This window comes from Streptococcus sp. 1171_SSPC (assembly GCF_001069335.1).
Taxonomy (GTDB): Bacteria; Bacillota; Bacilli; order Lactobacillales; family Streptococcaceae; genus Streptococcus; species Streptococcus xiaochunlingii.
In genome coordinates this window covers 1-25,396 of the sequence record NZ_JWAK01000010.1, presented here as the reverse complement: position 1 = coordinate 25,396, position 25,396 = coordinate 1, and the positions used below count along the sequence as shown (strand labels likewise).

Sequence of the window (25,396 nt, the reverse complement as noted above, 5' to 3'; positions counted from 1 at the left end):
TTCATAGATCTGAACTTTATCTTTATAAGTCAATTTCATAATAAAAAACCCCCAAAAGTTAGATTTTTTCTGTCTAACTTTTGGGGGTTTTTTATTATTCCTTTGGTTATTAAAATTATAGTAGTTTAATCTTGCTTCTTTTTATAACCGACAAGACCTGCAAATCCAGTGAGAAAAGCAAATCCAAGATATGCTAATTGGGAATTTTGCTCTCCCGTTGCAGGTAGCTGACTACCAGGTTTAATCAAAGTTTTTTCTGATTGTATTGACTCTTTTTGGCGTTCAGAACTTTGAACTTGAGTTTGAGTTTGAGGTTGAGGTTGAGGTTGAGTTTGAGGTTGTTTTTCGTGATCGATAGGCGTTAAGTTGTGTTCACTATTTTCAGTATCTTGCTTATCTTGAGGAGTTTGTAATTCTTTGACTTTATATTCAAAAATCAGATCTGTAGTTCCTACTCCGACTTGGCCTAATTGTTGTGCACTGCTAATACGTTCGTATCTTTGACCATTATAAGAAATTTCGTCGGGAGCAACAGCAATGTAGGCAGAACCGTTATCTGCATTTGAAGCAATAACGACAGCTGGTTGCAATTCAGTTGTGGTGTTTTGAAGGACAAATCGTGCTATTACATTTCCTGAAGCAAGTTTGTAGTCATAAATTACTGTTTTATTTCCCTTAGATACTGTTCCTGAAACATCAGCAGAACCCTCACGATGACCAACTAAATTATAGACTAGACCGTCTTTTGTAATCACTTTTGGTGCATCTGTAGTATAGTTCGTACCAAAGTCTGCGTCTTCAGAAACTGTTTGAGAGTCTTGTAATTCGGTATCAGTACCTGTAATGAGGAATCGTACCGTCACTGTTCCTTGAGAAATTGTATAAGTAATTGATGTATCATTAGTAGCAGAAGCTACAGTCGGAAGAAGGTATCCCTTTGTTTCATCAAGTGGATCTACAAAGGTTAAGATTTTTCCAGTTGTATCTTTTGGTTCTAATCCTTCAATATATGGTAGAGTTGCAGTTGGCGCTGAAATAGCAGTTGGATTAGAAGAATCATTTAAATATGCAATCTCTTTAATAGCATTTGATGGTTCTTTTCCTGATGCATAACTAATTGTATAAACACCGACTGGTCGGTAGACAACAATATCAGAAATGTCATCAGATTCAGCTAGGATTCCAGTATGACCTCCAGATTTATTAAGATCAGGAGAGATTGTTGCATTTGATTCTTCAGATACGATAACATATCCATTTTTGACTGGATTTTCATAATCTGCGAAAGTAGTACCGTCTTTAGATACCCAATCTTCAAGTGTTGTTTCTCCAGTTACCAAATTGATAGTTCCTTTTCGGCTAAAGTTTAAACTATCTGTTTTTGAAGCGATGTCAGCTTCTTGGCGATTGTTACCATTCTTATCTTCAGTAACATAGGTGATAGTACGAGTTACTTTTTCTGATAAATGATTGAGATCACTAATAGATTTTCCATTTGGAGCTTTAGGAGTTGGATAGAGGCTACCATCGGTATCTCCTGGAACAACTTGGCCAACTTGAATTGGTTGTGTTTCAGAAAAATCTACAATTTTTGGTGTAAAGCGAACGATGAATTCCTGTACGCCATCACCATTAATGTTTGAAGCATCTCGGTCAAATTTTGCTGGTCCATTTTTATCGAATTCGTTCTCAACTAGTTTATAACCTTGTTTCAGGTATTTAGCAATCGTATCTTTTGTTGAGTAGTCAATCTTTTCACCAGTATGGCCAACAAAGTCGCTTGAACGTTCAAGTTCCTTGCCATTTTCATCTTGATAAATAACACGGGCAACTTCATTAAGTTTGACATAAAGCATATCCCATACATCCAGGCTAGGAACATCAATTGCAGCCATCCATTGACCAGCCCCGCTATCATAATATACATTAGCAGTAGTTCCGCGAAGTTTAATATTATATTTTCCTTCTACAGCATCTGGGGTAGCCCAGTAGATATTCGCATGTTCAGCCTGATCTTTTGAAATTCTACCGAGTGGTACAAAAGCTTGGATGTTAGTCAGTTTGGTAGTGGAATTAACAGCACTATTCCATTTGTTTTCAGTAATTCCAACAAGATTAATTAAATGAGCAATTCGGTCACCATTTTTAGTTTCTTTTGTGATGGTATAAACAGTACCTGGTTGAACACCATCTGAATTATCAAGATTAGACCCGATAAAGTTACCATCTACAAGAACATTTGTATTGTCTCCAATACGGCGAGTATCATGTGCTAAAGTTTCGCGTCCACGAAGGAGTTCTTGGTAGGCAACGATAAATTCTTGGTAGTTAAATTCTGCATTTGCAAAATCTGCATTGACTGGTAAGTTTTGGTTGAGGTACCATTCAGCCTGAATAACACCAAAACCTTTTGCATCTTGAGATGTATTGAGAGCAGCAGTGGTCATATGATAACCTCCACTTGCTGCAATAATTGCATCTGTTAGCAATTCATTGTCTTTACTGAGTTTTGTTGCATTTTTTTCACGGTGTGTATAAGCAGCGATAATTGGAGATTTTCCGTTGTATAAATCTCGCATACGCTCAGTCAAGCGCGTTAAGGCTTGGTAGGTAGAATCATAGGCGATGCTATCTCCCCAAACTTCCGCGTATGGTGCAGAGACATTTGTTTTTCCTAATCGATCAGCATCTCCAGTAGAGATATCGTTGATCATGAAGTCATAGCCTTCTTTTTTGAGGGCCTCTGTTGTAGCTGAAGCTAGTTTTGGATAGTTATCACTTAAGGAGAAAGCTTTTCCAGGTTCATTTACTTTTTCAACCAAGTTGGTCCCCATAGTGTCTCCTTGCCAACCATCGAAGCCACCTTCTTTCATAGCTTTTAACATCACATTGATGATAAAGTTTTGCCAGTTTGGATCTCCTGGATCTAGAAATTGTTGGATATCAGTCGCCGTAACATCACCAGTCTTTCCAAAGTTGAAATGATCTTGTAAGTTGCGTACGATTGAACTTTTTACTTGGTCTGGAATTTTTTCATCAAGAGAAACCGCATAAATCATGTTATAAAGCATAGCTTTAGCACCAGTTGAATGGACATGAGAAACCAACTCTTTTACAGCTTCTGTGTCAATAACCGGTAAGTATGTTTTACGTTTTTCGGGGTCTGTTTCATCTTTTGGAATCAAGAAAGTAGCCCAATCTTGAGTGAAACGTTTAACATCTGCTGGGAATGGATTAGCAGGAGTATTGTAAACGTCGTAGAAGAAGTAGTTATTGATGTGCATATTGGCCAATTGGTCAATACTATTTTTATATCCCTCCACTTGATCATTTGTGATTGAATTGTGATTATCTTTTGAACCTGCTACAACACCATAACGTGGATATACAGTCCAATCATCTTCGACTGATAGACCAGCTACTTTGTGAAATTCTTGTTTTCCATCAGCATTCTTTCCGATGATGTCAATGAGATAACCAGAATTTGGAGAGAAAACAGAGTTTGGAATGACAAGTGAATTTCCTGGAGCATTCTTCAACTCATAAATAACTTTGTCTAAATGAGATACTGTCAAATCAGACGAAGTTACGCCAGGATTATTGATTGAGATGCTTACATCCTCACCACTTTTATATGTGGCCTTGTTAAATGTTACATCGTTTTGGATTTTTGGTGTGTTATAAGTGCTTGATGCTGATGAAGAACTAAGGGTCGTTGGTTCAGTTGTACTTGAAGTTTGAGGCAAAGATGATGACTCTTCGCTTGAAGAAGTCTTTGGAGTATCCTCACTAGTTGTTGTAGTAAGTGGCTCACTAGTGGTTTCAGTACTAGTGGTTTCAGTACTAGTGGTTGGTTGACTTGCTGTAGTAACGTTTGTAGTCGAAGTTGTAGTTGAAGCAACTTCATCAGCCATAGCTACAGAACTTAACATCAAAGAACCAAAGACTGTAATCATAGATACAAGTACTTTATTCCTTTTACGGAAATAGCCGTGACCTTTTTCTTGAGAATAGTTATTTGAAGATTTCATAATATCTCTCTAATCATAAATTTTGTTAGTGAAATTATACGACAACTTATAAGAAAATGTCAATAAAAATGTAAACTTTTTGAAAATAAATGTAAAAAAATGAAAAAAATTGAAAAAATCTTGACTTTACTTTTTTATTTTGATACGATAATTTTGACTTCTCAAACAAATATTCTTTTTGTTTGAGAAGCATAGATATAAAATTTAAATAAGGAGTTTGTCATGTCATCGTTAAAAAATAATGAAACGATTAAGTATGCCTTGAGAAAAACCTCAGTTGCTTTTGGTTCTGTTGCTGTCGCAACAATGATTGCAACTGCAGGTATTGCAACTGTATCTGCCGATGAAATTTCATCAGCAGCTACATCCGTTTCTTCGACTACAACAGTAACTGGTGAGGAAACAAAAGAGGTTGCTGTTCCAGAGAAATTGGAAGAAGCTAAAACTGCTGCAACAAATGAAGGTCTTGAAGTAAAAGAAACAGAGACTAAAAAGCAAGATTCAGAGGAAGCTGCTGCTAAAGATTACGAAAAACAAGTTACTGAAATTAATAAAACTGTAGCTGATTACAAAGCTGAAGTTGTAGCAAATCAAGAAGCTTACGAAAAAGAAAAAGCTGAAGTTGATGCAAAAAATGCTGCTGCACAAGCAAACTACGATAAAGAGCTTGAAGCTTACAACGAAAAACTTACTGCTTATCAAAAGGAATTAACTGAAAAAACAGCAGAAAAAACAGCTGTAGAGAAAAGCAATGAAGAAGCGCGTGTTACTTATGAAAAAGCGCTTGAAGAATATAATACAGCTCTTGCAGCATACAATGCATCTGTAAAAGCAAATCAAGAAGCTACTGAAAGCAATAAATTGGCTCAAGCAGAGTATGAATCTAAATTAGCCGAATACAAAACTAAAAAAGCTGCTTATGATGAAGCACAAGCTGCTTACTTGATTGAACTCGAAATTTACAACAAGAAAAAAGCACAATACGACGATGCTAAAGATGCCTTCAATAAGATGGTTGCAGAGCGTGGTGGAAATCCTGAGAAATACAAACAAGATTTGACATTCCTCTCTGAAGAACTTACTGATGGTGAAACAACTAAAATCACACACCAAACAACTGGATTAACAACTTACTTGACAAAAGAAGGTCAAGCTCGTATGTACGGTGATGGTAAAGCTACTAAGATGTATGAAACTAAGAATCTACAAGATTCTGATTTGACAACTACAAACCCATATGCTAACAATGAAATTGAGTGGGGAGTTGTAAAAGTCGGAGACAAATTTGATGTGACATACACAGGACTTACTCAAGCTAAAATTGTAAAAGGTAGCGAAGAAAAACGTATTGCAAAAGTTGTTTATAAATACGAAGTGAAGAGCCTTCCATCATCAGATGGAAAAGGAATCGTTCAAATTTATAACGATCCAGCGGTTACAATGACAATTGGTAGCTCAACTGATACTGAAAACCCAGTTACAGTTGGTGTTGACATTGAGTTTTATGATGAAAATGACCAATTGATTGATTTGTCACAACACAATGCAATCCTTGCCCTTAACTCACTTAACCACTGGAATGGTGCATCTTATGTTGAAAATGACAAACCTCGTCCTCTAGTTGTTGAAGCTAAAGATAGCGAAGGTAATACAGTTCGTGGAACTTGGGATCCATATTCAGATGGAAGTGAACCAAAACTTGATGGTGCAGACGTTGTTGTGAAAAGCGGTAAAGCTGACTTCGGTAGTGCAGAAGTTGATATCAATGCTGATAATCCTTTGAAAATTGTTGCCCAAAAAGCAACATGGGTTGATGATGCCTTCAAAGTAACTGAAGAAACAGCAGTTGATGCTACAACAGTGAACGCATCTGGTGGCGGAAATGGTCACTCAGTTGGTACTGAAGATTACACATTCGGTGATAAATCAGACGTTATCGGTTCTTACACTGTAGACGCTACATCAGGTGTTTTGAGATACACACCAAAAATGAAACACCAAGATACTCCTCACGTTGAGTCTGTAAACATTGGTGACAAAGAGTTTATTAAACTTCCAAATTCAAGTGTAGACCAAGATTCATCGACAAAAGAAGTATCTGCTAAAGAACAAAACCAATACATGGCTCAAGGTGCTACATTTAATGCAGACTCTTCAAGTGAAACTAAGGGCTGGGATGATCCTAAGAGTCCTTACCTTTACTATGGTGGTGCTGCTGTTATTTTGAAAGATGGTCATCTTGAATTTACAGCAAAAGGTGCTAACGCAACAGGCGAAGCAACTCTCTATTGGTTCTCTATCAACTCAAACGTTGGCTTCCCTCAAGATCCAGGTGAAGAGCCAGTTAAACCAACAGAACCAACGCCTCCAGTTAAACCTGAAAAACCAGAATTGACAGAAGTACCAACTGTTAAAGAAAAACCAGTTCCACCGACAGAACCAGAATATAAAACTGTACCTGTCTTACCAAGTGAACCGGTTAAACCAGAAGCACCTGAGTTGCTGAAGGATCCTGTTAAGAAAGAAACAGAAAAACCAGTTGTTGAATGGAATAAAAATGTTGTGCTTATCAAGAAAAATGAAAAACCACAACCTAAGCCAGAGCCTAAGCCAGAGCCTAAGCCAGAACCTAAGCCTGAACCTAAGCCAGAGCCTAAGCCAGAGCCTAAGCTAGAACCATCTAAGAAATCATTGCCAAATACTGGCTCGGTTGAACAATCATTCATGACTTATTCAGCCCTTATTGGTTTAGCTACTGCCGGTTATGCTTTGTCAAGAAAGAAAAAAGCAGACTAGTATTATTACTACCAAAAAAGATTAAACAACTAATTTATCTAGAGGCTTTAGTCCTATATTGCACAGGACTAAAGCCTTTTAAATTATGTGGTTTTCAGTCCATATCGCTCCGTTAGGTGCGAGACAAATGAACCACCCGCTATGAGGGTTATACCAAAAAACTCCAAACGCGATACAATTAAGGTGTTCAAGCTAATTCTAAAGCGAAAGGAGAAAAGTATAGCTCAAAAAGCACAGAGTTTATCTCACACAAAGTGGATGTGTAAATATCTCATTTGTAGTTTGACGATAATGTCAGCATATTTCTTAAAATTGACCGTTTGTATTTGTAAAACTTCTGCCTTCAACTGCTCTATCGCGATCAAAGAATCCTTAAGTTGCTCTATATTTTTACGAAGAACATCTGCCTGCTCTGTAAGAGCCTTAGCAACATCATCAGGTTTTTTTAAAGAGATCAAACGGCTCTTTATATCCTTGAGAGAAAAGCCTAGTGATTTTAATGATAGAATCTGATGGAGTAGCACTATATCTTTATCGGTATAAAGCCTGCGACCACCCTCACTTTCTGCCGATGGGAAAGCAAGCCCCTCTTTATCGTAATATTGTAGAGTACGGATGGTAATGCCGATTTTCTTTGCTAGTTGTCCAACTGTCATAAACCCTTCTGGAATAACTCTATATTTGGTCATACTTACCCACCTCCTCATAAATATTGTAAATCGTTACGTAACGTCATGAATAAGAGTTTTTGAAAAATAATTCTTTTGTAACCGCTTTTTTCTGCTATAATATTACTAGATAGAAATGTGGGAGTTTCAATCATGGTTACAAAACGGTATTTGAAAAGTGTTATTGTTGTGATGGTCTCGGTTTTTATGTCCTTGACCGTTTTGCAAGGTGTTCAAGCCCAGCAAACTGGACTCGATTACCAAAGTCTCAACCTGTTGCCTTTTACTGGCAATAAGCAGCTCGTTCTAGGTGAGTTTGATCATTTAGGTCGTGCGACTTCAGCTCACATACAGTTACAAGATAAGGATGAACCAAAGCAGAAAAGAGAGCCACGGCTTACCTATAACCCAGTTGGTTGGCATAATTATAAAATGTCCTATGGAAACAAAGGAAAGAAAGCCTGGTTGTTCCATAGAGGGCATCTGGTTGGCTATCAATTTAGTGGCTTATCTAATGAAGGGAAAAATTTAGTTCCTTTGACAGCTTGGACCAATAGTGGAAATTATAGTGGGACTGCAGATAGTAATAGTGAGGGAATGCTCTACTATGAAAAGCGCTTGGATAGTTGGTTGGCCACTCACCCTAATTACTGGCTAGACTACAAGGTGACTCCGGTCTATACAGGTGATGAATTAATTCCGAGACAAGTCATTTTGCAGTATGTAGGGATTGATCAAGAAGGAAATCTACTGCGTATAAACCTCGGAAGTTCGAAAGAATCTGTAGATGCTTATGGGATTACCACCGTCACCTTAGACAACTATTCTAAGAATGCAACGATTGATTATTTAAAAGGAACAGCGACTCCATCACTGGTTCCGACTGAGCCAAGTAGTCAACCTCAACCTTCAAGTCCTCCTGTAGATACGCAACCAAGTCAAGCACAACAACCGAGTCAATCAGTTGAACCTGCGCAACCAATACAACCCGTTGAATCAGCCGAACCAAGTAGTCAACTTGCTCCAGTTGTTTACGTTGCAAGAAATGGAAGCGCCGATGTATATTGGTATTCTTTAGACAATATGCCTCGTAATACCAATTTTTCTAAGGTGGTTCAGATGTCAGAAGAGCAAGCGCTGAATCTTGGAAAGAGGCATACATCTAAAGAATAAAGCTAGGATTTAAGCATATAAAAAAGCCCTGTAGGGCTTTTTGTGTGCAAGCTAATCTTGGAAAGTTAGAAGTTATGAATTATCTCCTCCAATATCTTGCAAAGCTTTTTATTAAGTTGTATACTAGAACATGATTTTGTGTAATCGTTTGCATAAACTGATGAATGATGAGAAAGAAAAGTAGGAGACGAGAACAGATGGAATTAACAGCGATTTATCACCGGCCTGAATCGGAGTACGCCTATCTTTATAAGGACGGCCAGCTCCACATTTGCATCCGAACCAAGAAAGAGGATATCAAACGGATTGTATTGCACTATGGGGATCCTTTTATTTTTATAGAAGATCTATATGAGGCAACCAAGGAAATGGAAAAGGTGACCTCAGATGATTTGTTTGATTATTGGCAGGTGTCGGTATCAGTTGGCCATGCACGTATCCAGTATCTCTTTGAATTAGAGGACACAGCGGAAGAAAAAATCTTGTATGGAGATCGGGGTGTGGCAGCCTACACCAAGGAGAACCTGGACTTCGTCATGAATGGCTTTAAGCTTCCCTTTATCCATGAGATTGATGGGTGTGCTGTTCCAGATTGGGTGGCGCAGACAGTTTGGTATCAGATTTTTCCTGAGAGATTCGCCAATGGGAATCCATCCATTTCCCCAGAAGGTGTCCGCCCTTGGGATGCGTCTATTGCGCCTACCATGTTGGATTTCTTTGGTGGAGATTTGCAAGGGATCATCGATCACTTGGACTACTTGCAAGAGTTAGGGATCACAGGGCTCTACCTTTGTCCGATTTTTGAATCGCCGAGCAACCACAAATACGACACCATCGATTATTTTGAAATTGACCGGCATTTTGGTGATAAGGAAACCTTCCGCCAGCTAGTGAAAGAGGCCCATGCGCGTGGGATGAAGATCATGCTGGATGCCGTCTTCAACCATATTGGCTACGATTCACCCCAATGGCAGGATGTGGTCAAACACGGGGAGGATTCGATTTATAAGGACTGGTTCCATATCAAAGAGTTCCCTGTCTACTCAGATAATCTGTGGAATAGTCGCGACTTGTCTTACCATGCTTTTGCCTTTGCGGGCTATATGCCCAAGCTCAATACGGCTAATCCAGAAGTGAAAGACTATCTCTTGAAGGTTGCGACAAACTGGATTGAAGAGTTTGATATCGATGCTTGGCGACTGGACGTGGCCAATGAAATCGACCATCAATTCTGGCGAGATTTCCGTAAGGCGGTCTTGGCCAAGAAGCCAGACCTCTATATTCTTGGGGAAATCTGGCATTCGTCCCAACCTTGGCTCAATGGTGATGAGTTCCATGCAGTGATGAACTATCCTCTCTCTGAGAGTATCAAGGATTATTTCCTGCGGGGGCATAAGGAGACGCAACGCTTCATTTGGGAGATCAATAGCCAGTCTATGTACTACAGGCAGCAGATCTCTGAGGTCATGTTCAACCTCTTGGACTCCCATGATACAGAGCGCATTCTGACGACGGCCAAAGGCGATCTCCAGTCAGTCAAGTCTGCCCTCGCCTTCCTATATCTGCAACGAGGAACGCCCTGTATCTATTATGGAACGGAGCTAGCCCTCATCGGTGGCCCAGACCCAGATTGCCGCCGTGTCATGCCTTGGGAGCGCGTGTCAGCAGACAATGACATGCTGAATTTTATGAAGGACTTGATCCAGCTACGAAAAGAAGTAGCAGAGTTGATCCAACATGGAAAAGTGAGTCTGAAAGAAGTAGAGCCAGATGTAGTGGCAGTAGAATGGCAGCATGAAGGTCAGATTCTCAAAGCCTACTTTAACCACTCCAAGAAAGACTTTGTCTTAGAAAGAGAACAAGCAGATCTGATTAGCCTTGGGAGCATCTCTGATGATCAATTGGATATCCAACCAAATGGATTTGTTATTTATAGAGAAGAATAGTAAGAAAGAAGCCTGGAATCAAAAGATTGCAGGCTTCTTTTAATAAATAGTTTCTTTATTCCTGCCCTTATATTATAATGGGAGATGAGAAAGGGGGAGACGGTGATGAAGATCTTAGCAATCAATCCTATTTCGTTTAAAAAAAGAATGACAGAATTTCTGTTTGATTATCTTTTCATTCTAGCTTATTTAGTACTTCTGTTTTTAGGTTCGATGCTTATTTACATCATCTTTTTTAATGGCGTCCCAGAGTTTACAGAAATTCAGTCGCAGTGGCTTGTATTTTTCACCTCTATTTTCCCAATCACGCTCCTGTTCACATTCTTGGATTATAAAAATGATGGCAGTTTTGGAAAGGCAAAAGCGGGACTTGAATTGATCTACCAGAAAAAAACAGTGCAGGCAAGCTTGATTAGAAATGTCATCAAGTTTTTACCTTGGCAACTCGGTCATATGGGCACGATTCATGGCTTCTATAGTGATTTTGATGGGTTATCCATTATCCTTTCTATTTCAGCGACTTTACTCGCGCTTTCCTTACTGGCGATGACGATGTTTCGGAAAGATAAGAGGCATCTAGGAGACTTGCTAGCCCTTACGCAAGTCCAACAAAAAGAAGCATAGGGTAGAGTTTGTTTATCCTATCCTTAAAGAAAAAGACAAATATAGTTAGGAAGTATCTGTATGATTGAGACTGTTGAGTTTACAAATCTTTGTATGGTAAGAGACGGCGATAGAGTTCTTGTTATTGATCGTAAAAAAGAGGACTGGCCAGGCATAACCTTTCCTGGTGGTCATGTCGAAGTGGGAGAATCATTTACGGAAGCAGTAATCCGTGAAGTGAAGGAAGAAACTGGCTTAAGGATCGCTTCTCCGCAGATCTGTGGAATGAAAGATTGGGTGGAAGACGGCATTCGTTATGTAGTTCTCTTTTATAAGACGGAAAAGTTTGAAGGAGACTTAATATCCTCTGAAGAGGGGCAAGTCTGGTGGGAGAACCTGAAAGAATTGCCAAATCTAGACCTCTCCTTAGATATGGAGGATATGCTTCGTATCTTTCTTGAAGAAGACCTTTCTGAATTTTTCTACTACCAAGACGGAGAAAACTGGAATTACGATTTAAAATGAAATATTTAAATTGTTTTTTAAAAAAGAACTAATGAATGACAAATAAATGTAAATAATTTTAATATTAAAGAGAAGCTCAATCAAACAATTATTGTCATAAAATTATTTAAAAAATAATAGAATTGCACTTCGTATTAAATCGTAACAAAATAGAGTGGCAATCGGAAGGTCCCTTAATATTTTTCGTTTTAAATCATATTTTTTAAATAGAGAAATTTGGGAGGAAAATTTTCTCTATTTTTTTTTTGCTAAAATTTAAAATTTCAAGGGAAATAAAAATAGCATAAATATTTGGTATAATTTAGTTTAAAATATTGACTTTAATTGTTAAAAGTAGTACTATATTTTTGAATTATTTTAAATAATTCAACGTATTTAAGAAACGGTGTTGGTTTTTTAAATATGATTATTAAAAAAGTGTAGGAAGAAGGAAATATTTAATGGTGAAAAAGTTTAAGATTAAGCCGTTTTTAATATTTTTTGTCTCGATTCTGACCGTCTTGGGTACATTATTTGCATCAAATAATGTTGCTTTTGCAGATGGGAAAGAATTGACAGGTGTAGTAACTGACATCAGTGTCCTCAATATGTCGGATTCCAAATTGGAACCGAATAGTGATGGTACTTATCAGATTATTACTAATCGTTCAAATCAGTTCTTCGTTCAATTTGACCTGAAAAAATATGATGGCAAATTGGCTAATGGCGATTACTTTGATGTGGATATTCCAACTCCAGTAACCGTCTATAACGGAACAACTGAATTGTATGATAAGGAAACAAAAGTTAATATCGGTACTGTGGTTGTTACTGCTAATGGTGATAACCAAGGCGGTAAGGCTCGTGTTACTTTGAAAAACCTAGATGAGTTTCAAGCCAAAACTGGTGGAGACACCGTCAAGGGTGTGAAAGGTAATTATGCAATTACTTTCCTATTTAAGAGTGACCAAACAGCAACACCGCTTACCTTTGAAAATAAAGGTGTTGGTAAGACCATCACACATACCTTTACTTCTAAGACCGTTGACAGCAAACAAGAAGGTTTCGAAAACTATGCTAAGGTCGGTAACGATGTTGTAAGTAAAGAATGGACTTCAGCTAAGTTAGCAGCTATTGGTTCAGTAGGTAAAGGAGATGTATACTCTCCATGGAGAATTCGTGTTAACACAGGAAGACAAGACTATGGTAAGAACTTAGTTTTGAATGACTTCCTTCCAAATACATCTGAGTTTGCTCCTATCCAGTATATCCCAGAGTCATTGGTAGTTTATTCTTCTGCAACATTGAACGATGGTACTTCTCAAGTTCCTTCTGATGCTAAGAAGATGGTGGAAGGTACTGACTATACTGTAGCTTGGAATGAGAACTATACTCAGTTCAAAATCATCTTTGCAGATGGATCTAAATCGTATTGGGTAGAATACCACACAACAACACCAGGTGATGGAAGAAAAGTTCAAAACGTTATCCAGTTGACTACAGCAGATGGAACTGCACTTCCTTTCCGCAGTAATCGTACAAATCTTAAGTTCGAAGCTGAACGTGTATCTCTTGTAAAAGGACAAATCGAAGCTTCTACAGCCTTCAAGATTAAGATCAACAAGACAAATGCTTTCACATTGGTTCCAGTTGCAGGCGCTGTTTATACAGTGAAGTCAGAAGATGGAACTATCTCTACAGAATTGACTACAAATGAAAAAGGTGTGGCAATCTCTGATGAGTTTGATCAGAAATATGTCGGTAAGACATTCATCATCAAAGAAAAGACAGCTCCTGCTGGATATACTCTTGATGAAAAAGAATACAAGGTAACACTTGGAGCTGAAGGTTCTAAGATTAACCTTCAAGACGAACCAATCGCAGCAGATTTCTCAATCACTGCTAAGAAAGTAATTGCTGGAAATCGTCCAGTAGCCTTGAAAGATGGTGAGTTCAAGTTTGATTTGTACAATGCAAACAACTTGACTACTCCAATTGCTTCAACAACAAACAAAGCAGATGGAAGCATCACATTTGAAGGTTTGAAAGCTAAAGGTCCTGGTACCTACAACTATGTCATCAAAGAGAATACTGAAACTAAAGTTCCAGGTATTACATTTGATGAGAATTCATACGAAGTAACAGTTGTTGTTAAAGCTGAAGGTGGAACACTTAAAGCTGAGGTTACAACTCAAGCACCAACTTTAACAAACACATATGAGCCATCACCAGCTCGTGCTACATTCAAAGCAACTAAAAATTTAGTAGGTAAAGAACTTGCTAACGAACAATTTGAGTTTGAATTGAGCGAAGGTGGTAAAGTCATTGCAACGTCTTCAAATGGTAAGACAGTCAATGGTGTTGAAGCAGCAACAAATGAAGTAGTCTTCTCAGTTCTCTATACTGAAGCTGGAGACCACGAATATACAATTACAGAAAAAGCTGGTACAGCAGAAGGAATTACTTACTCTAAGGAAAGCTATACAGTTCATGTTAAAGTTGTAGATAATGGTGAAGGTAAACTCGTAGCGACTGTCACAGAAGCTGACGAAGCTCGTGAGTTTACAAATACCTATAAAGCTACTCCAGCAGAAGCTGTCATTAAAGCAACTAAGGAATTAGTAGGTAAAGAACTTACTAAAGAACAATTCGAATTCGAATTGAGTGAAGGCGGAAACGTCATCGCAACATCATCAAACGGTAAAGAAGTTGAAGGTGTTGACGTAGCGACAAATGAAGTAGCCTTCAAACTTTCATACACTGAACCAGGTGAGCACGAATATGTGTTGACAGAAAAAGCTGGATCAGTAGCAGGAGTTGAATACTCTAAAGAAAGCCACACAATCCATGTCTCAGTAGCAGATAACGGCGAAGGCAAACTAGTTGCAACTGTTAAAGAAGCAGATTCAACTCGTAAATTCACAAATACTTATAAAGTATCACCAACAGAAGCAGTTATCAAAGCAACTAAAGAATTAGTTGGTAAAGAACTTGCTAAAGAACAATTTGAGTTTGAATTGAGTGAAGGCGGAAACGTCATCGCAACATCATCAAATGGTAAAGAAGTTGAGGGTGTTGAAGTTGCAACAAACGAAGTAGCCTTCAAACTTTCATACACTGAACCAGGTGAACACGAATATGTGTTGACAGAGAAAGCTGGATCAGTAGCAGGAGTTGAATACTCTAAAGAAAGTCACACAATCCATGTCTCAGTAGTAGATAATGGTGAAGGTAAACTAGTTGCTACTGTTAAAGAAGAAGATTCAACTCGTAAGTTTACAAACAAATATAAAGCAACACCAGCTGAAGCAGTCATCAAAGCAACTAAGGAATTAGTAGGTAAAGAACTTACTAAGGAACAATTTGAATTTGAATTGAGCGAAGGCGGAAATGTTATTGCAACATCATCAAACGGTAAAGAAGTTGAAGGTGTTGAAGTAGCAACAAATGAAGTAGCCTTCAAACTTTCATACACTGAACCAGGTGAGCATGAATATATGATTACAGAGAAAGCTGGTTCTGAAGAAGGTGTTACTTATTCTGAAGAAAGCTACACTGTACATGTTTCAGTAGTAGATAATGGTGAAGGTAAGCTTGTTGCAACAGTTAAAGAAGCTGATTCTCCACGTAAGTTTACAAATACTTATGTAACTACAACTACAACAACCACGACTACAACAACCGAGGAACCTACAACAACTACAACTACGACAACTGAGGAACCTACAACAACCACAACTACGACAACCGAGGAACCTACAACAACCACAACTACAACAACTGAGGAACCTACAACAACTACAACTACAACAACCGAGGAACCTACAACAACTACAACCACGACAACTGAGGAACCTACAACAACCACAACTACAACAACCGAGGAACCTACAACAACCACAACTACCACACCAACTCCGGAAAATCCAGATAACCATGGTGAAGGTGGTGGTGAAACAACCACAACAACTACTACAACAACCGAGGAACCTACAACTACAACCACTACAACAACCGAGGAACCTACAACCACAACAACTACTACAGTAAGTGAAGATACAACTACAACAACTACAACAACTACAACAACTACAACAACTCCGGAAAAACCAGATAACCATGGTTCAGGTGATGGTGATGGTGGAACCACAACAACTCCAGAGCCAAAAACAACTCCAGCACCAGGAAACCCTGGAGGAAATGGAGATGGTAACGGTGGCGGACGCAAAGTCCTTCTCCCAAGTACAGGTGAAGTCGTAGCAACTGGCCTAGTATTCTCAGGAGTACTTGTCTTATCAGGTGCTATTGTAATGAAACGTAAAATTTCAAATAACTAATATGTAACTAACTATAGTGTATTAGCACATTTGATTTAACAATAAAGTCTCAAGAATATAGTTCTTGAGGCTTTTTTATGCGGATAATACTGTTGTGCTATTAATTTTTCCTTTCAGCTAAGGAAAGGTTAAAATTGTACTTTTGATTTCTTAGGTGTATAATGTACTATTAGATACAAATAGATAATGAGGGTTTTGAATGGAATTAAAAGATTTTACAGAAAAAGAACAGGAACAAATCAACCAGGGTTTGAGCACTGCCGAGATTTCTGATAAGGAAGCGGCGAAGAAGTTGCTTGCTCTTGTACCGCAAGAATGGATCAAGCGCATTCCATTCTTTGTCAGAGGACATGCGACAACAAAGACGATAGAACGTGTGGCCATGCGCTATCCTAATCTCTATGCCGTTGCCAAGCGCCAAGGAGACCTTCCTGAAAAAGAACGGGAAGAATTGCGTGTCATTATGACGGAAGTCTTTGAAGAAAAGATGAACAAACATAAGATTAAATAAGATTCATTATTCATTGAAGAGCTGGATAGTCTGCCAGCTCTTTTTTGCTACTGATAAACTTTTCTCATTTCGTGAAAAATAGTTGGAGCTAAGTCAGTTTTAAACTATAATATAGGATAAGGAGATTCGATAGGAAAAAGAAATGAATCATGGTACAAAACACGATTCAATGTTACAAAACATCTTAGTATATAGAAAAGGAACCATTTTATGAAACCATTTAAAAAATTCATGCTCCTGACTAGCTGTGCTTTGGGGATCTTTGCTTTAGCAGCTTGTGGTAGCAACCAAAAGCAATCCAAGGAAAAACAGGCAAGTTCCACAGTGCAGCAGTCCCATTCAGACAAGGAGCACTACAAGGGAACTTACAGCAACCTCAATAGTAAGGAAAGTGTCGAAGAAGTGCGGGCTCTCTTATCTGCTTATTTGGATCAGGACAGTGTAGATAAATTTTTGGGTCTAGTAACCGACTACGATAGCATTGTTGGCTCGGTCGGCTTGATAGGTGACTTCAGCACCTTCAAAAAGACGGAATACGATGTGGAGAAGATCAGTGACTTGTGGACCAAGCAGAAGGGCGATTTCGTCGGGACCAACTGCCGGATCAATAGTTATACTTTGCTGAAGAACCGCATCGAGATTCCTAAGCAGCAGGCGGATAGTGAACTCTTGTTTGTGGACAATGATGCTATTGACAAAGGAAAAGTCTTTGATGAGGCAGACAAGGAAGCCTTTAACATTCTCTACTCACGAGTTTCAACAGAAGCTACAACGGATGTCAAGGTCCATGCTAAGAAGATGGAAGAGTATTTTTCTAATTTCAAATTCAATGAAAACGCGCGTATGCTTTCTGTCATCGTTCATGACAATTTAGACGGTAATACCCTTTTTGTTGGTCACGTGGGCGTTTTGGTACCTGCCAAGGAAGGCTATCTCTTTGTCGAAAAACTTACTTTTGAAGAACCATATCAAGCCATCAAGTTTGCGACTAAAGAAGATGTCTACAAATACTTGGAGACCAAATACCAAGATTACACCGGTGAAGGTCTAGCTAAGCCCTTTATCATGGACAATGAAAAATGGGTTGAAACCAAATAGAATTTCCAGCTAGTTAAGTTTGATGGAATTCCAGCTAAGGAAAGGAGCTAAAGATGAGTAAAAAATGGAGCTACTTTGCTCTAGCCCTTATTCTTATTGGTTTTCTATTAGTAGAATCAAGTATGTATGTCCTACCCTACATTGAAGGATTAAAAGATTTAGAACAAGTTGCTTTCGGATTTGGAATTTTTCTCTTAGTGGCTGTCATCATCTTATTAACCAAGACTAAAAAGCATACTGATTAAGGCCGAGTCAACAATTGTACTGTGTATTTAGAATTTATGGAGGGAGAAATGGAATGGCAAGTTTAGGATCAGGACCAGTATTATTAAGTGTTGGTTTTATTGGCTTCTTCAGCATTACGTTATTCGTTCGTCGCTGGTTGGCTAGCCGACGTAGTGGTGGTCCCTTCTTTGCACCCTTCCATATTAACAGTGGCATCTTCTACATTCATGTGCCTTTGTGTTTCAGTCGGCGAATGATCCCACTGAAAGAGATTAAGCAAATTACCTACTTGCTACTCCGTGGTCGCGCTGGTGGTGGGAGTCGCTATGCTTTCTATACCGAACTCAGAAATGGTAAGACCATTCCCCTCTTTTTCGGGAAAAGCAAGCGCAATGAAGTGTTAGTTGCGAAACTCAAGCGAAATGCTGGTAGGTATGGGTTTAAAGTACATGATTCACGTTAGAATACAATCATCTGTAAAAATAGAATTTACGAATTGTTTCCTTTAAAAATGAAAGCGAGTAGTCCTATGATCGATTCGATGAAAGAATATATCCGGCTTAAAAAGCAGTTCCAAGCGCAAGATAAGGATTCATCCAGCGTGCTAGCTCTCTATGAATTTGCAGATCGTCTAGCTTTACTGGAAACTCCAGAAGCTAAGCAGGTCTTGGTGGATGTTTACCAAGAGTTGGGCTTGTATGCCAGTGCCTTTGCCCTCTTCACAGAGCTAGTAGACAAGTCTGATCGTAAGCAAGTTAAGAAACTTTTCATCTTAGAAAAGATGAGTCATAGTCATGGAGATCGCTTTGCTCTCCCGCGTCCCTTGACTGAAAAAGAAAAAGAGGCTCATAAAGAGAAAATCAATGAATTGCCAACCTTCCGCTATCATCCGGACCCACTAGCAACGGGTGCCTTTAAGGAAGGAGAGCCTAAGACCTGTCCTTCGTGTGGGGAAGCCCACACCATTTATTATGCGTTGAGACCCTATTGTGAAGAAGAGCTAAGTCATCTCTGTCCGACTTGTATTGCTACAGGTCGTGCTGCCCAGAAGTTTGAAGCAGAGTTTATCCAAGATGCTGATTGGCAAGGGGTCATGGATAAGGAAAAAGACCAGGTCCTATTCTGTCAAACTCCAGGCTATAGTAGCTGGCAGGGCGAATATTGGCTCTCTTGTTGCCAAGACTACTGTGTCTATCTGGGGACAGTTGGCACTCGTGAACTGGAAGAGATGGGCATTGCAGAGCAAGTCTTAGCAGAATACGAGGCACGTAATGAATTTCAGGATGTAGCTGAATACTTAGTCAAGGATGGTTCTATGTGTGGCTATCTCTTTCGATGTCTCCATTGTGAACAATACCATCTTTGGGTTGACGCGGATTAGGGGGGACTATCTGATTTATCATCCTGTTACGGAGGTAAAATGAGCAAATTATTTTCAAAATCCTAGTAGCCACTTGGCTAGTGACTATGCGAAAATCATAGAAATAGAGTTGCACCTCTCATCTAATTTCGGTGGGAGGTTTTATAATTTAGAGATTTGTGATATTTAGATAGAGCTGGTAAGCATTATATTTCGACTTTCATAAGTTTTGTGTTATGCTAAAACTAATATCATGGAAGGGTTTTCTGAAAATGCATTTAGCTGATTTAATGGAAAAAAGTGAAGGTGGGCAGTTTTTAATCCTGTCTCATCTGCAAAAGCATTCTCCAAGCAGTCTGTCAGAAGTGATGGCTGAGACGGAATTTTCCAAAGCAACCTTGAACAAATATCTTGCACTGATCAATGACAAGGCCCAAGAAAATCAGCTGGCCCTTTCCATTGAGGTAGTAGATGAAAATCTTCGCCTTCTTGTGGATTCGGATACCAAGGGGCGGGACATTCGGCGGGCTTTTTTGGACAATGCCATCAAGTACCAACTATTGATCTATTTGCTGTATCATGGCCAGTTTCAAGCTCAGCAACTAGCTCAGGAACTCTTGATTAGTGAAGCGACATTAGGGCGTCATATTTCGGGCTTAAACAAATTATTAGCTGAGTTTCAATTTTCCATCCACAATGGGCGCTTGAAAGGGCCTGAACATAAGATTCGCTATTTTTATTTTGGCTTGCTACGAAAGATCTGGGCTAGTGCAGACTGGAAACAAGAACTGGACAAGAAAGAAAGACAAACCGAAATTGCAACCTTAGAAGAGCTCTGTGGAGCAAAATTGTCTCAAGGACAACGCTTGGATTTTGTTCTCTGGTCCCATATTACCCAGCAACGACTCAAGGTTAATGCCTGTCAATTCCGAGAAATTGAACAGAAGATGAAGGGCTATACGGACAATATATTTTATCAACGTTTGTTTCATAGGGTAGACCAGCTCTTTTCAGGGAAACACATTGCTCTTAGCTATGAGGATGGAGAGATGTTGATCCTCTTTGCTTTTCTAGTCACCCATCGGATCCTCCCCCTTCATACCATGGAGTATATCTTAGGATTTGGAGGGGAGATTGGGGCTTTGACTACGCAGCTCATTCAAGAGATGAAAACGCAGAAGTTATTAGCGGATTATATCGAAGGTCCTGTGACCTATGAGCTTAGCCAAATTTGTGGGCAGGTTTATCTTTTTACAGGCTACCTCCTTCAAGACAAGTATAAATACCAACTTGAAAACCATAATCCGTATATCTTTAGTAGTCATGATTATAGAGAAGTAGCAGATACTATCTTTAGCAAACTTCCGATCCTTTGCCAAGGGACGGCTCTGGATAAAAAAATCAAGTGGGAGTGGCTTCAATTAATGGATTATATCGCAGAAAATAGTGGGAGACAGATTAAGATCGGCCTAGACTTAACCGTAGGCTATCTAGGCTACACACGAATGACGGAAGTCCTCAAGCGCTATCTGGAATATAATCGTTTTATTACCATTGAAGCCTTTGATCCAGCTACGGATTACGATTTGATTGTGACCAACAACCCGATTAGTTTTACAGAGCGGATCCCTGTCTATTACTTGAAATATGATTTGGATCTGATCGATCTAGCTAATATTCGTCAGATGATTTATGGGGATGCCAATTCTTAGTAGATTACAAAGAAGACTCGGGTCTTCTTTTTTTGCTCGAAAATGCTTAGATTTGTCTGAAAATTTAATAGAACAGAAGTGTGGAAATCTCTTCTGTCTCAAGCGATTCAAGAGACGCCCCTCATATTTTTTAAAAATTAAAAAAAAATTGATGAACATGAAAGCGGTTTATTTTGTATACTAGACAATGTAAGGAGTACGTCTCCTAAAGAATATTTCTTTTTCCAGGAGGACAGTTCATGTCACAAGAAAAATACATTATGGCCATTGACCAAGGAACAACTAGTTCTAGAGCCATCATTTTTAATAAAAAAGGAGAAAAAGTAAGCTCTAGCCAAAAAGAGTTTACTCAAATTTTCCCTCAAGCTGGTTGGGTTGAACACAATCCAAATGAAATCTGGAACTCTGTTCAGTCTGTTATCGCTGGTGCTTTTATCGAAAGTGGCATCAAACCAGGACAAATCGAAGCTATCGGAATTACCAATCAACGGGAAACAACTGTTGTTTGGGATAAGAATACTGGCCTTCCAATCTACAATGCCATTGTTTGGCAGTCTCGCCAAACAGCTCCTTTAGCTGAACAACTTAAGAGCCAAGGCTATGTCGAAAAATTTCACCAAAAAACAGGTTTGGTCATTGATGCCTACTTCTCAGCAACTAAGATTCGCTGGATCTTGGATCATGTAGAAGGAGCACAAGAACGGGCTGAAAAAGGAGAATTGCTCTTTGGAACCATCGATACTTGGTTGGTTTGGAAGTTGACAGACGGAGCTTCTCACGTAACAGACTATTCAAATGCTGCTCGTACCATGCTCTACAATATCAAAGACCTAAAATGGGATGATGAGATTTTGGAAATCCTCAATATTCCTAAGGCTATGCTTCCAGAAGTTCGTTCTAACTCTGAAATCTATGGAAAAACAGCTCCTTTCCATTTCTACGGTGGAGAAGTGCCTATCTCTGGTATGGCGGGTGACCAACAAGCGGCTCTTTTTGGACAGTTGGCCTTTGAACCTGGTATGGTTAAAAATACTTACGGTACTGGATCTTTCATCATCATGAATACCGGTGAAGAGATGCAGTTATCTGAAAATAACTTGTTGACTACCATTGGATATGGAATCAATGGTAAAGTCTACTACGCTTTGGAAGGATCTATCTTTATCGCTGGAAGTGCCATTCAATGGCTTCGTGATGGTCTACGCATGGTGGAAAGCTCACCTGAATCTGAACAATATGCACGTGATTCTCACAACAACGATGAAGTTTATGTGGTACCGGCCTTCACAGGTCTAGGGGCACCATACTGGAATCAAAATGCTCGTGGTTCTGTCTTTGGCTTGACTCGTGGAACAACCAAAGAAGACTTTATTAAGGCGACTCTTCAATCCATTGCTTACCAAGTACGTGATATCATTGATACTATGCAGGTTGATGCTAAGACGGCTATTCAAGTCCTGAAGGTGGACGGTGGAGCAGCTATGAATAACTTCTTGATGCAGTTCCAAGCGGATATTCTTGGTATTGATATCGCTCGTGCTAAAAACTTGGAAACAACAGCTTTGGGGGCAGCCTTCCTTGCAGGTCTATCAGTCGGCTACTGGAAAGACCTAGATGAATTGAAAGAACTCAATGCAACTGGTGAACTATTTGAGCCTTCTATGAACGAATCTCGTAAAGAACAACTCTACAAGGGATGGAAGAAAGCTGTTAAAGCAACCCAAGTCTTTGCAGAAACAGAAGACTAGTCCAGCCTCCAGAAGGATAGAAAGTGAAGAATTATGGAATTTTCAAAGAAAACACGTGAATTATCGATTAAGAAAATGCAAGAACGCACCCTTGATCTTTTGATCATCGGGGGTGGGATCACGGGTGCTGGTGTAGCCTTGCAGGCAGCAGCCAGTGGTCTTGAAACAGGTTTGATCGAAATGCAGGACTTTGCGGAAGGAACCTCCAGCCGTTCTACAAAATTAGTCCACGGTGGACTTCGTTACCTCAAACAATTTGACGTAGAAGTGGTATCAGATACAGTTTCAGAACGTGCAGTGGTGCAACAAATTGCTCCTCATATTCCAAAACCAGACCCAATGCTCTTACCTGTCTATGATGAAGATGGGGCAACTTTCAGCCTCTTCCGTCTCAAGGTAGCTATGGACCTCTATGACCTCTTGGCAGGTGTCAGCAATACACCAGCTGCCAACAAGGTTTTGACCAAGGAGGAAGTGTTGGCTCGGGAGCCTGAGTTGAAACAAGAAGGTCTTGTCGGTGGTGGGGTTTACCTAGACTTCCGCAACAATGATGCTCGTTTGGTGATTGAAAATATCAAACGTGCCAACCAAGATGGTGCACTTATTGCCAACCACGTAAAAGCAGAAGGATTCCTCTTTGATGAATCTGGTAAGATCACAGGTGTAGTGGCGCGTGATCTCTTGACAGATGAGGTCTTTGAAATCAAGGCTCGTTTGGTGATTAATACAACTGGTCCTTGGAGCGATAAAGTGCGTAATCTCTCAAATAATGGAGAGCAGCATTCACAAATGCGTCCAACCAAGGGTGTTCACTTGGTCGTAGACTCAAGCAAGATCAAGGTTTCTCAACCTGTATACTTCGACACTGGTCTTGGAGACGGTCGGATGGTCTTCGTCTTGCCACGGGAGAACAAAACTTACTTTGGAACAACGGATACAGACTACACTGGGGACTTAGAGCATCCAAAAGTAACCCAAGAAGATGTCGACTACTTGTTAGGTATCGTAAATAACCGATTCCCAGAAGCTCACATCACCATAGATGACATCGAAAGTAGCTGGGCTGGTCTCCGTCCTTTGATCTCAGGAAATAGTGCTTCTGACTACAATGGTGGTAACAACGGAACCATCAGTGATGAAAGCTTTAATACTTTGATTACAACAGTTGAAGGCTATCTTTCTAAAGAAAAATCTCGTGAAGATGTTGAATCAGCAATCAGCCACTTGGAAGGTAGCACTTCTGAAAAACACTTGGATCCATCTGCTGTCTCACGTGGATCAAGCCTCGATCGCGATGACAATGGTCTTTTGACCCTTGCTGGTGGGAAGATTACAGACTACCGTAAGATGGCTGAAGGGGCTATGGAGCGTGTCTTGAACATTCTTAAGGAAGAGTTCGACCGTCAGTTTAAGTTAATCAACTCTAAGACCTATCCAGTATCAGGTGGAGAAATTAACCCAACGAACGTGGATTCTGAAATCGAAGCCTTTGCTCAACTTGGCGTATCTCGTGGTTTGGATAGCAAGGAAGCTCACTACCTAGCTAACCTATACGGATCCAATGCACCTAAGGTCTTCGCCCTTGCTCATAGCGTGGAACAGGCACCTGGATTGAGCTTGGCTGATACCTTGTCACTTCACTATGCAATGCGCAATGAATTGGCACTCAGCCCAGTTGATTTCCTTCTTCGTCGTACCAACCACATGCTCTTTATGCGGGATAGCTTAGATGCGATGATCGAACCTGTTTTGGATGAAATGGGCCGCTTCTATGAATGGTCAGAAGAAGAAAAAGTTGGCTACCGCAAAGACTTGCAAGTCGCTTTGGAAAACAATGACTTGGAAGCATTAAAAAACTAAGAAAAACAAAAAAGGGGTTGGAAAGAAGACTGTCTAACCTTCCCCTCTTTATAATGGAGAATTAAATCATATGAAAGAATTATTTGGTGAATTTTTAGGAACTTTAATCCTCATTCTTCTGGGAAATGGGGTTGTAGCAGGAGTGGTTCTTCCAAAAACGAAAAGCCACAACTCAGGTTGGATCGTCATTACTCTTGGTTGGGGGATTGCGGTTGCTGTCGCAGCCTTCATCTCTGGTAAGTTAAGTCCGGCCCATTTGAACCCTGCAGTAACAATTGGGGTTGCTCTTAATGGTGGCCTAGCTTGGGCATCTGTCATTCCTTATATCCTTGCACAATTTGCCGGAGCCATGGTCGGTCAAGTCCTTGTCTGGTTGCAGTTCAAACCGCATTACTTAGCAGAAGAAAATCCTGGAAATATCCTTGGAACATTCAGTACTGGTCCAGCAATTAAGGACACTACTTCAAACCTCATCAGTGAAATCCTTGGAACCTTTGTCTTGCTACTAACTATCTTTGCGCTTGGTCTTTATGACCTTCAAGCAGGGCTTGGTACCTTTGCTGTTGGTACCTTGATTGTGGGGATTGGTTTGTCTCTTGGTGGAACCACAGGTTACGCTCTCAACCCAGCTCGTGACTTAGGTCCTCGTATCATGCACAGCCTCCTTCCTATTCCTAACAAAGGAGATGGTGACTGGGGATACGCTTGGATTCCAGTAGTTGGTCCAATCATTGGAGCAGTACTAGCAGTAGCAGTCTTTAAAATGTTTTAAAAAAGAAAGAGTGTGGGACAGAAATCGGTAATTCGTTAGAATTCGATTTCGT

General features: G+C 39.7%; 16 protein-coding genes and 1 pseudogene. 15 read left to right on the top strand and 2 right to left on the bottom strand.

The genetic code is table 11. From position 1 onward, the window contains the following. Nucleotides 1–125 precede the first annotated feature (125 nt). A complete protein-coding gene (locus ADF75_RS00975; RefSeq protein ID WP_048788810.1) occupies nucleotides 126–4,031 on the bottom strand; it encodes a glycoside hydrolase family 66 protein in 3,906 nt (1,301 codons plus the stop codon). A 222-nt stretch (nucleotides 4,032–4,253) separates the two neighbouring features. Here ADF75_RS00975 and ADF75_RS00970 point away from each other — a divergent pair, with 222 nt between their 5' ends. After that, on the top strand, nucleotides 4,254–6,827 hold the full coding sequence (locus ADF75_RS00970) for a GbpC/Spa domain-containing protein (protein ID WP_048788809.1): 2,574 nt from the start codon (nucleotides 4,254–4,256) through the stop codon (nucleotides 6,825–6,827). A 269-nt stretch (nucleotides 6,828–7,096) separates the two neighbouring features. Here the strand turns inward: ADF75_RS00970 and ADF75_RS00965 are convergent. After that, nucleotides 7,097–7,534, bottom strand: a pseudogene (locus ADF75_RS00965) (MerR family transcriptional regulator); the annotation flags it as partial. Nucleotides 7,535–7,648: 114 nt separating this feature from the next. Between ADF75_RS00965 and ADF75_RS00960 the strand changes: the two are divergent. From ADF75_RS00960 to ADF75_RS00895, 14 genes are all read left to right on the top strand, one after another. Then, nucleotides 7,649–8,668: a DNA/RNA non-specific endonuclease gene (locus tag ADF75_RS00960; RefSeq protein WP_048688218.1), complete on the top strand. Its 1,020-nt coding sequence runs from the start codon at nucleotides 7,649–7,651 to the stop codon at nucleotides 8,666–8,668. 197 nt (nucleotides 8,669–8,865) lie between these two features. Then, the gene (locus ADF75_RS00955; protein WP_048688221.1) at nucleotides 8,866–10,614 is read left to right on the top strand and encodes a glycoside hydrolase family 13 protein; all 1,749 of its coding nucleotides are present in this window, start codon (nucleotides 8,866–8,868) and stop codon (nucleotides 10,612–10,614) included. An 84-nt stretch (nucleotides 10,615–10,698) separates the two neighbouring features. Further along, on the top strand, nucleotides 10,699–11,238 hold the full coding sequence (locus ADF75_RS00950) for an RDD family protein (RefSeq protein ID WP_048688223.1): 540 nt from the start codon (nucleotides 10,699–10,701) through the stop codon (nucleotides 11,236–11,238). Between the two features lie 60 nt (nucleotides 11,239–11,298). Beyond that, nucleotides 11,299–11,742 carry an 8-oxo-dGTP diphosphatase gene (locus tag ADF75_RS00945; RefSeq protein ID WP_048688226.1) on the top strand — a complete coding sequence of 148 codons (444 nt, stop codon included), beginning with the start codon at nucleotides 11,299–11,301 and terminating at the stop codon, nucleotides 11,740–11,742. A gap of 440 nt (nucleotides 11,743–12,182) precedes the next feature. Beyond that, on the top strand, nucleotides 12,183–16,058 hold the full coding sequence (locus ADF75_RS10745) for a Spy0128 family protein (protein WP_065426865.1): 3,876 nt from the start codon (nucleotides 12,183–12,185) through the stop codon (nucleotides 16,056–16,058). A gap of 199 nt (nucleotides 16,059–16,257) precedes the next feature. Beyond that, the gene (locus tag ADF75_RS00935; RefSeq protein ID WP_048788808.1) at nucleotides 16,258–16,569 is read left to right on the top strand and encodes a hypothetical protein; all 312 of its coding nucleotides are present in this window, start codon (nucleotides 16,258–16,260) and stop codon (nucleotides 16,567–16,569) included. A 210-nt stretch (nucleotides 16,570–16,779) separates the two neighbouring features. Beyond that, nucleotides 16,780–17,667: a DUF4300 family protein gene (locus ADF75_RS00930; RefSeq protein WP_048788807.1), complete on the top strand. Its 888-nt coding sequence runs from the start codon at nucleotides 16,780–16,782 to the stop codon at nucleotides 17,665–17,667. Nucleotides 17,668–17,720: 53 nt separating this feature from the next. Further along, nucleotides 17,721–17,912, top strand: coding sequence for a hypothetical protein (locus ADF75_RS00925; protein ID WP_048788806.1), 192 nt, complete (start codon nucleotides 17,721–17,723; stop codon nucleotides 17,910–17,912). 53 nt (nucleotides 17,913–17,965) lie between these two features. Further along, nucleotides 17,966–18,355: a hypothetical protein gene (locus tag ADF75_RS00920; protein WP_048788805.1), complete on the top strand. Its 390-nt coding sequence runs from the start codon at nucleotides 17,966–17,968 to the stop codon at nucleotides 18,353–18,355. A gap of 66 nt (nucleotides 18,356–18,421) precedes the next feature. Further along, nucleotides 18,422–19,273 carry a CbrC family protein gene (locus tag ADF75_RS00915; RefSeq protein ID WP_048788811.1) on the top strand — a complete coding sequence of 284 codons (852 nt, stop codon included), beginning with the start codon at nucleotides 18,422–18,424 and terminating at the stop codon, nucleotides 19,271–19,273. A 251-nt stretch (nucleotides 19,274–19,524) separates the two neighbouring features. Then, complete coding sequence (locus ADF75_RS00910) at nucleotides 19,525–20,964, top strand: helix-turn-helix domain-containing protein (protein WP_048788804.1); 1,440 nt, start codon at nucleotides 19,525–19,527, stop codon at nucleotides 20,962–20,964. Between the two features lie 239 nt (nucleotides 20,965–21,203). Further along, a complete protein-coding gene (gene glpK / locus ADF75_RS00905; RefSeq protein ID WP_048788803.1) occupies nucleotides 21,204–22,712 on the top strand; it encodes a glycerol kinase GlpK in 1,509 nt (502 codons plus the stop codon). Nucleotides 22,713–22,745: 33 nt separating this feature from the next. After that, complete coding sequence (gene glpO, locus ADF75_RS00900) at nucleotides 22,746–24,572, top strand: type 1 glycerol-3-phosphate oxidase (RefSeq protein WP_048788802.1); 1,827 nt, start codon at nucleotides 22,746–22,748, stop codon at nucleotides 24,570–24,572. 70 nt (nucleotides 24,573–24,642) lie between these two features. Further along, nucleotides 24,643–25,344, top strand: a complete 702-nt coding sequence (locus ADF75_RS00895) for an MIP/aquaporin family protein (RefSeq protein WP_048788801.1) — start codon at nucleotides 24,643–24,645, stop codon at nucleotides 25,342–25,344. Nucleotides 25,345–25,396 lie beyond the last annotated feature (52 nt).

What these genes read in the sequence shown, in the direction of transcription:
- ADF75_RS00975 (WP_048788810.1), bottom strand. Translation starts at nt 4,031, where the DNA reads ATGAAATCTTCAAATAACTATTCTCAAGAAAAAGGTCACGGCTATTTC.
- ADF75_RS00970 (WP_048788809.1), top strand. Translation starts at nt 4,254, where the DNA reads ATGTCATCGTTAAAAAATAATGAAACGATTAAGTATGCCTTGAGAAAA.
- ADF75_RS00960 (WP_048688218.1), top strand. Translation starts at nt 7,649, where the DNA reads ATGGTTACAAAACGGTATTTGAAAAGTGTTATTGTTGTGATGGTCTCG.
- ADF75_RS00955 (WP_048688221.1), top strand. Translation starts at nt 8,866, where the DNA reads ATGGAATTAACAGCGATTTATCACCGGCCTGAATCGGAGTACGCCTAT.
- ADF75_RS00950 (WP_048688223.1), top strand. Translation starts at nt 10,699, where the DNA reads ATGAGAAAGGGGGAGACGGTGATGAAGATCTTAGCAATCAATCCTATT.
- ADF75_RS00945 (WP_048688226.1), top strand. Translation starts at nt 11,299, where the DNA reads ATGATTGAGACTGTTGAGTTTACAAATCTTTGTATGGTAAGAGACGGC.
- ADF75_RS10745 (WP_065426865.1), top strand. Translation starts at nt 12,183, where the DNA reads ATGGTGAAAAAGTTTAAGATTAAGCCGTTTTTAATATTTTTTGTCTCG.
- ADF75_RS00935 (WP_048788808.1), top strand. Translation starts at nt 16,258, where the DNA reads ATGGAATTAAAAGATTTTACAGAAAAAGAACAGGAACAAATCAACCAG.
- ADF75_RS00930 (WP_048788807.1), top strand. Translation starts at nt 16,780, where the DNA reads ATGAAACCATTTAAAAAATTCATGCTCCTGACTAGCTGTGCTTTGGGG.
- ADF75_RS00925 (WP_048788806.1), top strand. Translation starts at nt 17,721, where the DNA reads ATGAGTAAAAAATGGAGCTACTTTGCTCTAGCCCTTATTCTTATTGGT.
- ADF75_RS00920 (WP_048788805.1), top strand. Translation starts at nt 17,966, where the DNA reads ATGGCAAGTTTAGGATCAGGACCAGTATTATTAAGTGTTGGTTTTATT.
- ADF75_RS00915 (WP_048788811.1), top strand. Translation starts at nt 18,422, where the DNA reads ATGATCGATTCGATGAAAGAATATATCCGGCTTAAAAAGCAGTTCCAA.
- ADF75_RS00910 (WP_048788804.1), top strand. Translation starts at nt 19,525, where the DNA reads ATGCATTTAGCTGATTTAATGGAAAAAAGTGAAGGTGGGCAGTTTTTA.
- glpK (WP_048788803.1), top strand. Translation starts at nt 21,204, where the DNA reads ATGTCACAAGAAAAATACATTATGGCCATTGACCAAGGAACAACTAGT.
- glpO (WP_048788802.1), top strand. Translation starts at nt 22,746, where the DNA reads ATGGAATTTTCAAAGAAAACACGTGAATTATCGATTAAGAAAATGCAA.
- ADF75_RS00895 (WP_048788801.1), top strand. Translation starts at nt 24,643, where the DNA reads ATGAAAGAATTATTTGGTGAATTTTTAGGAACTTTAATCCTCATTCTT.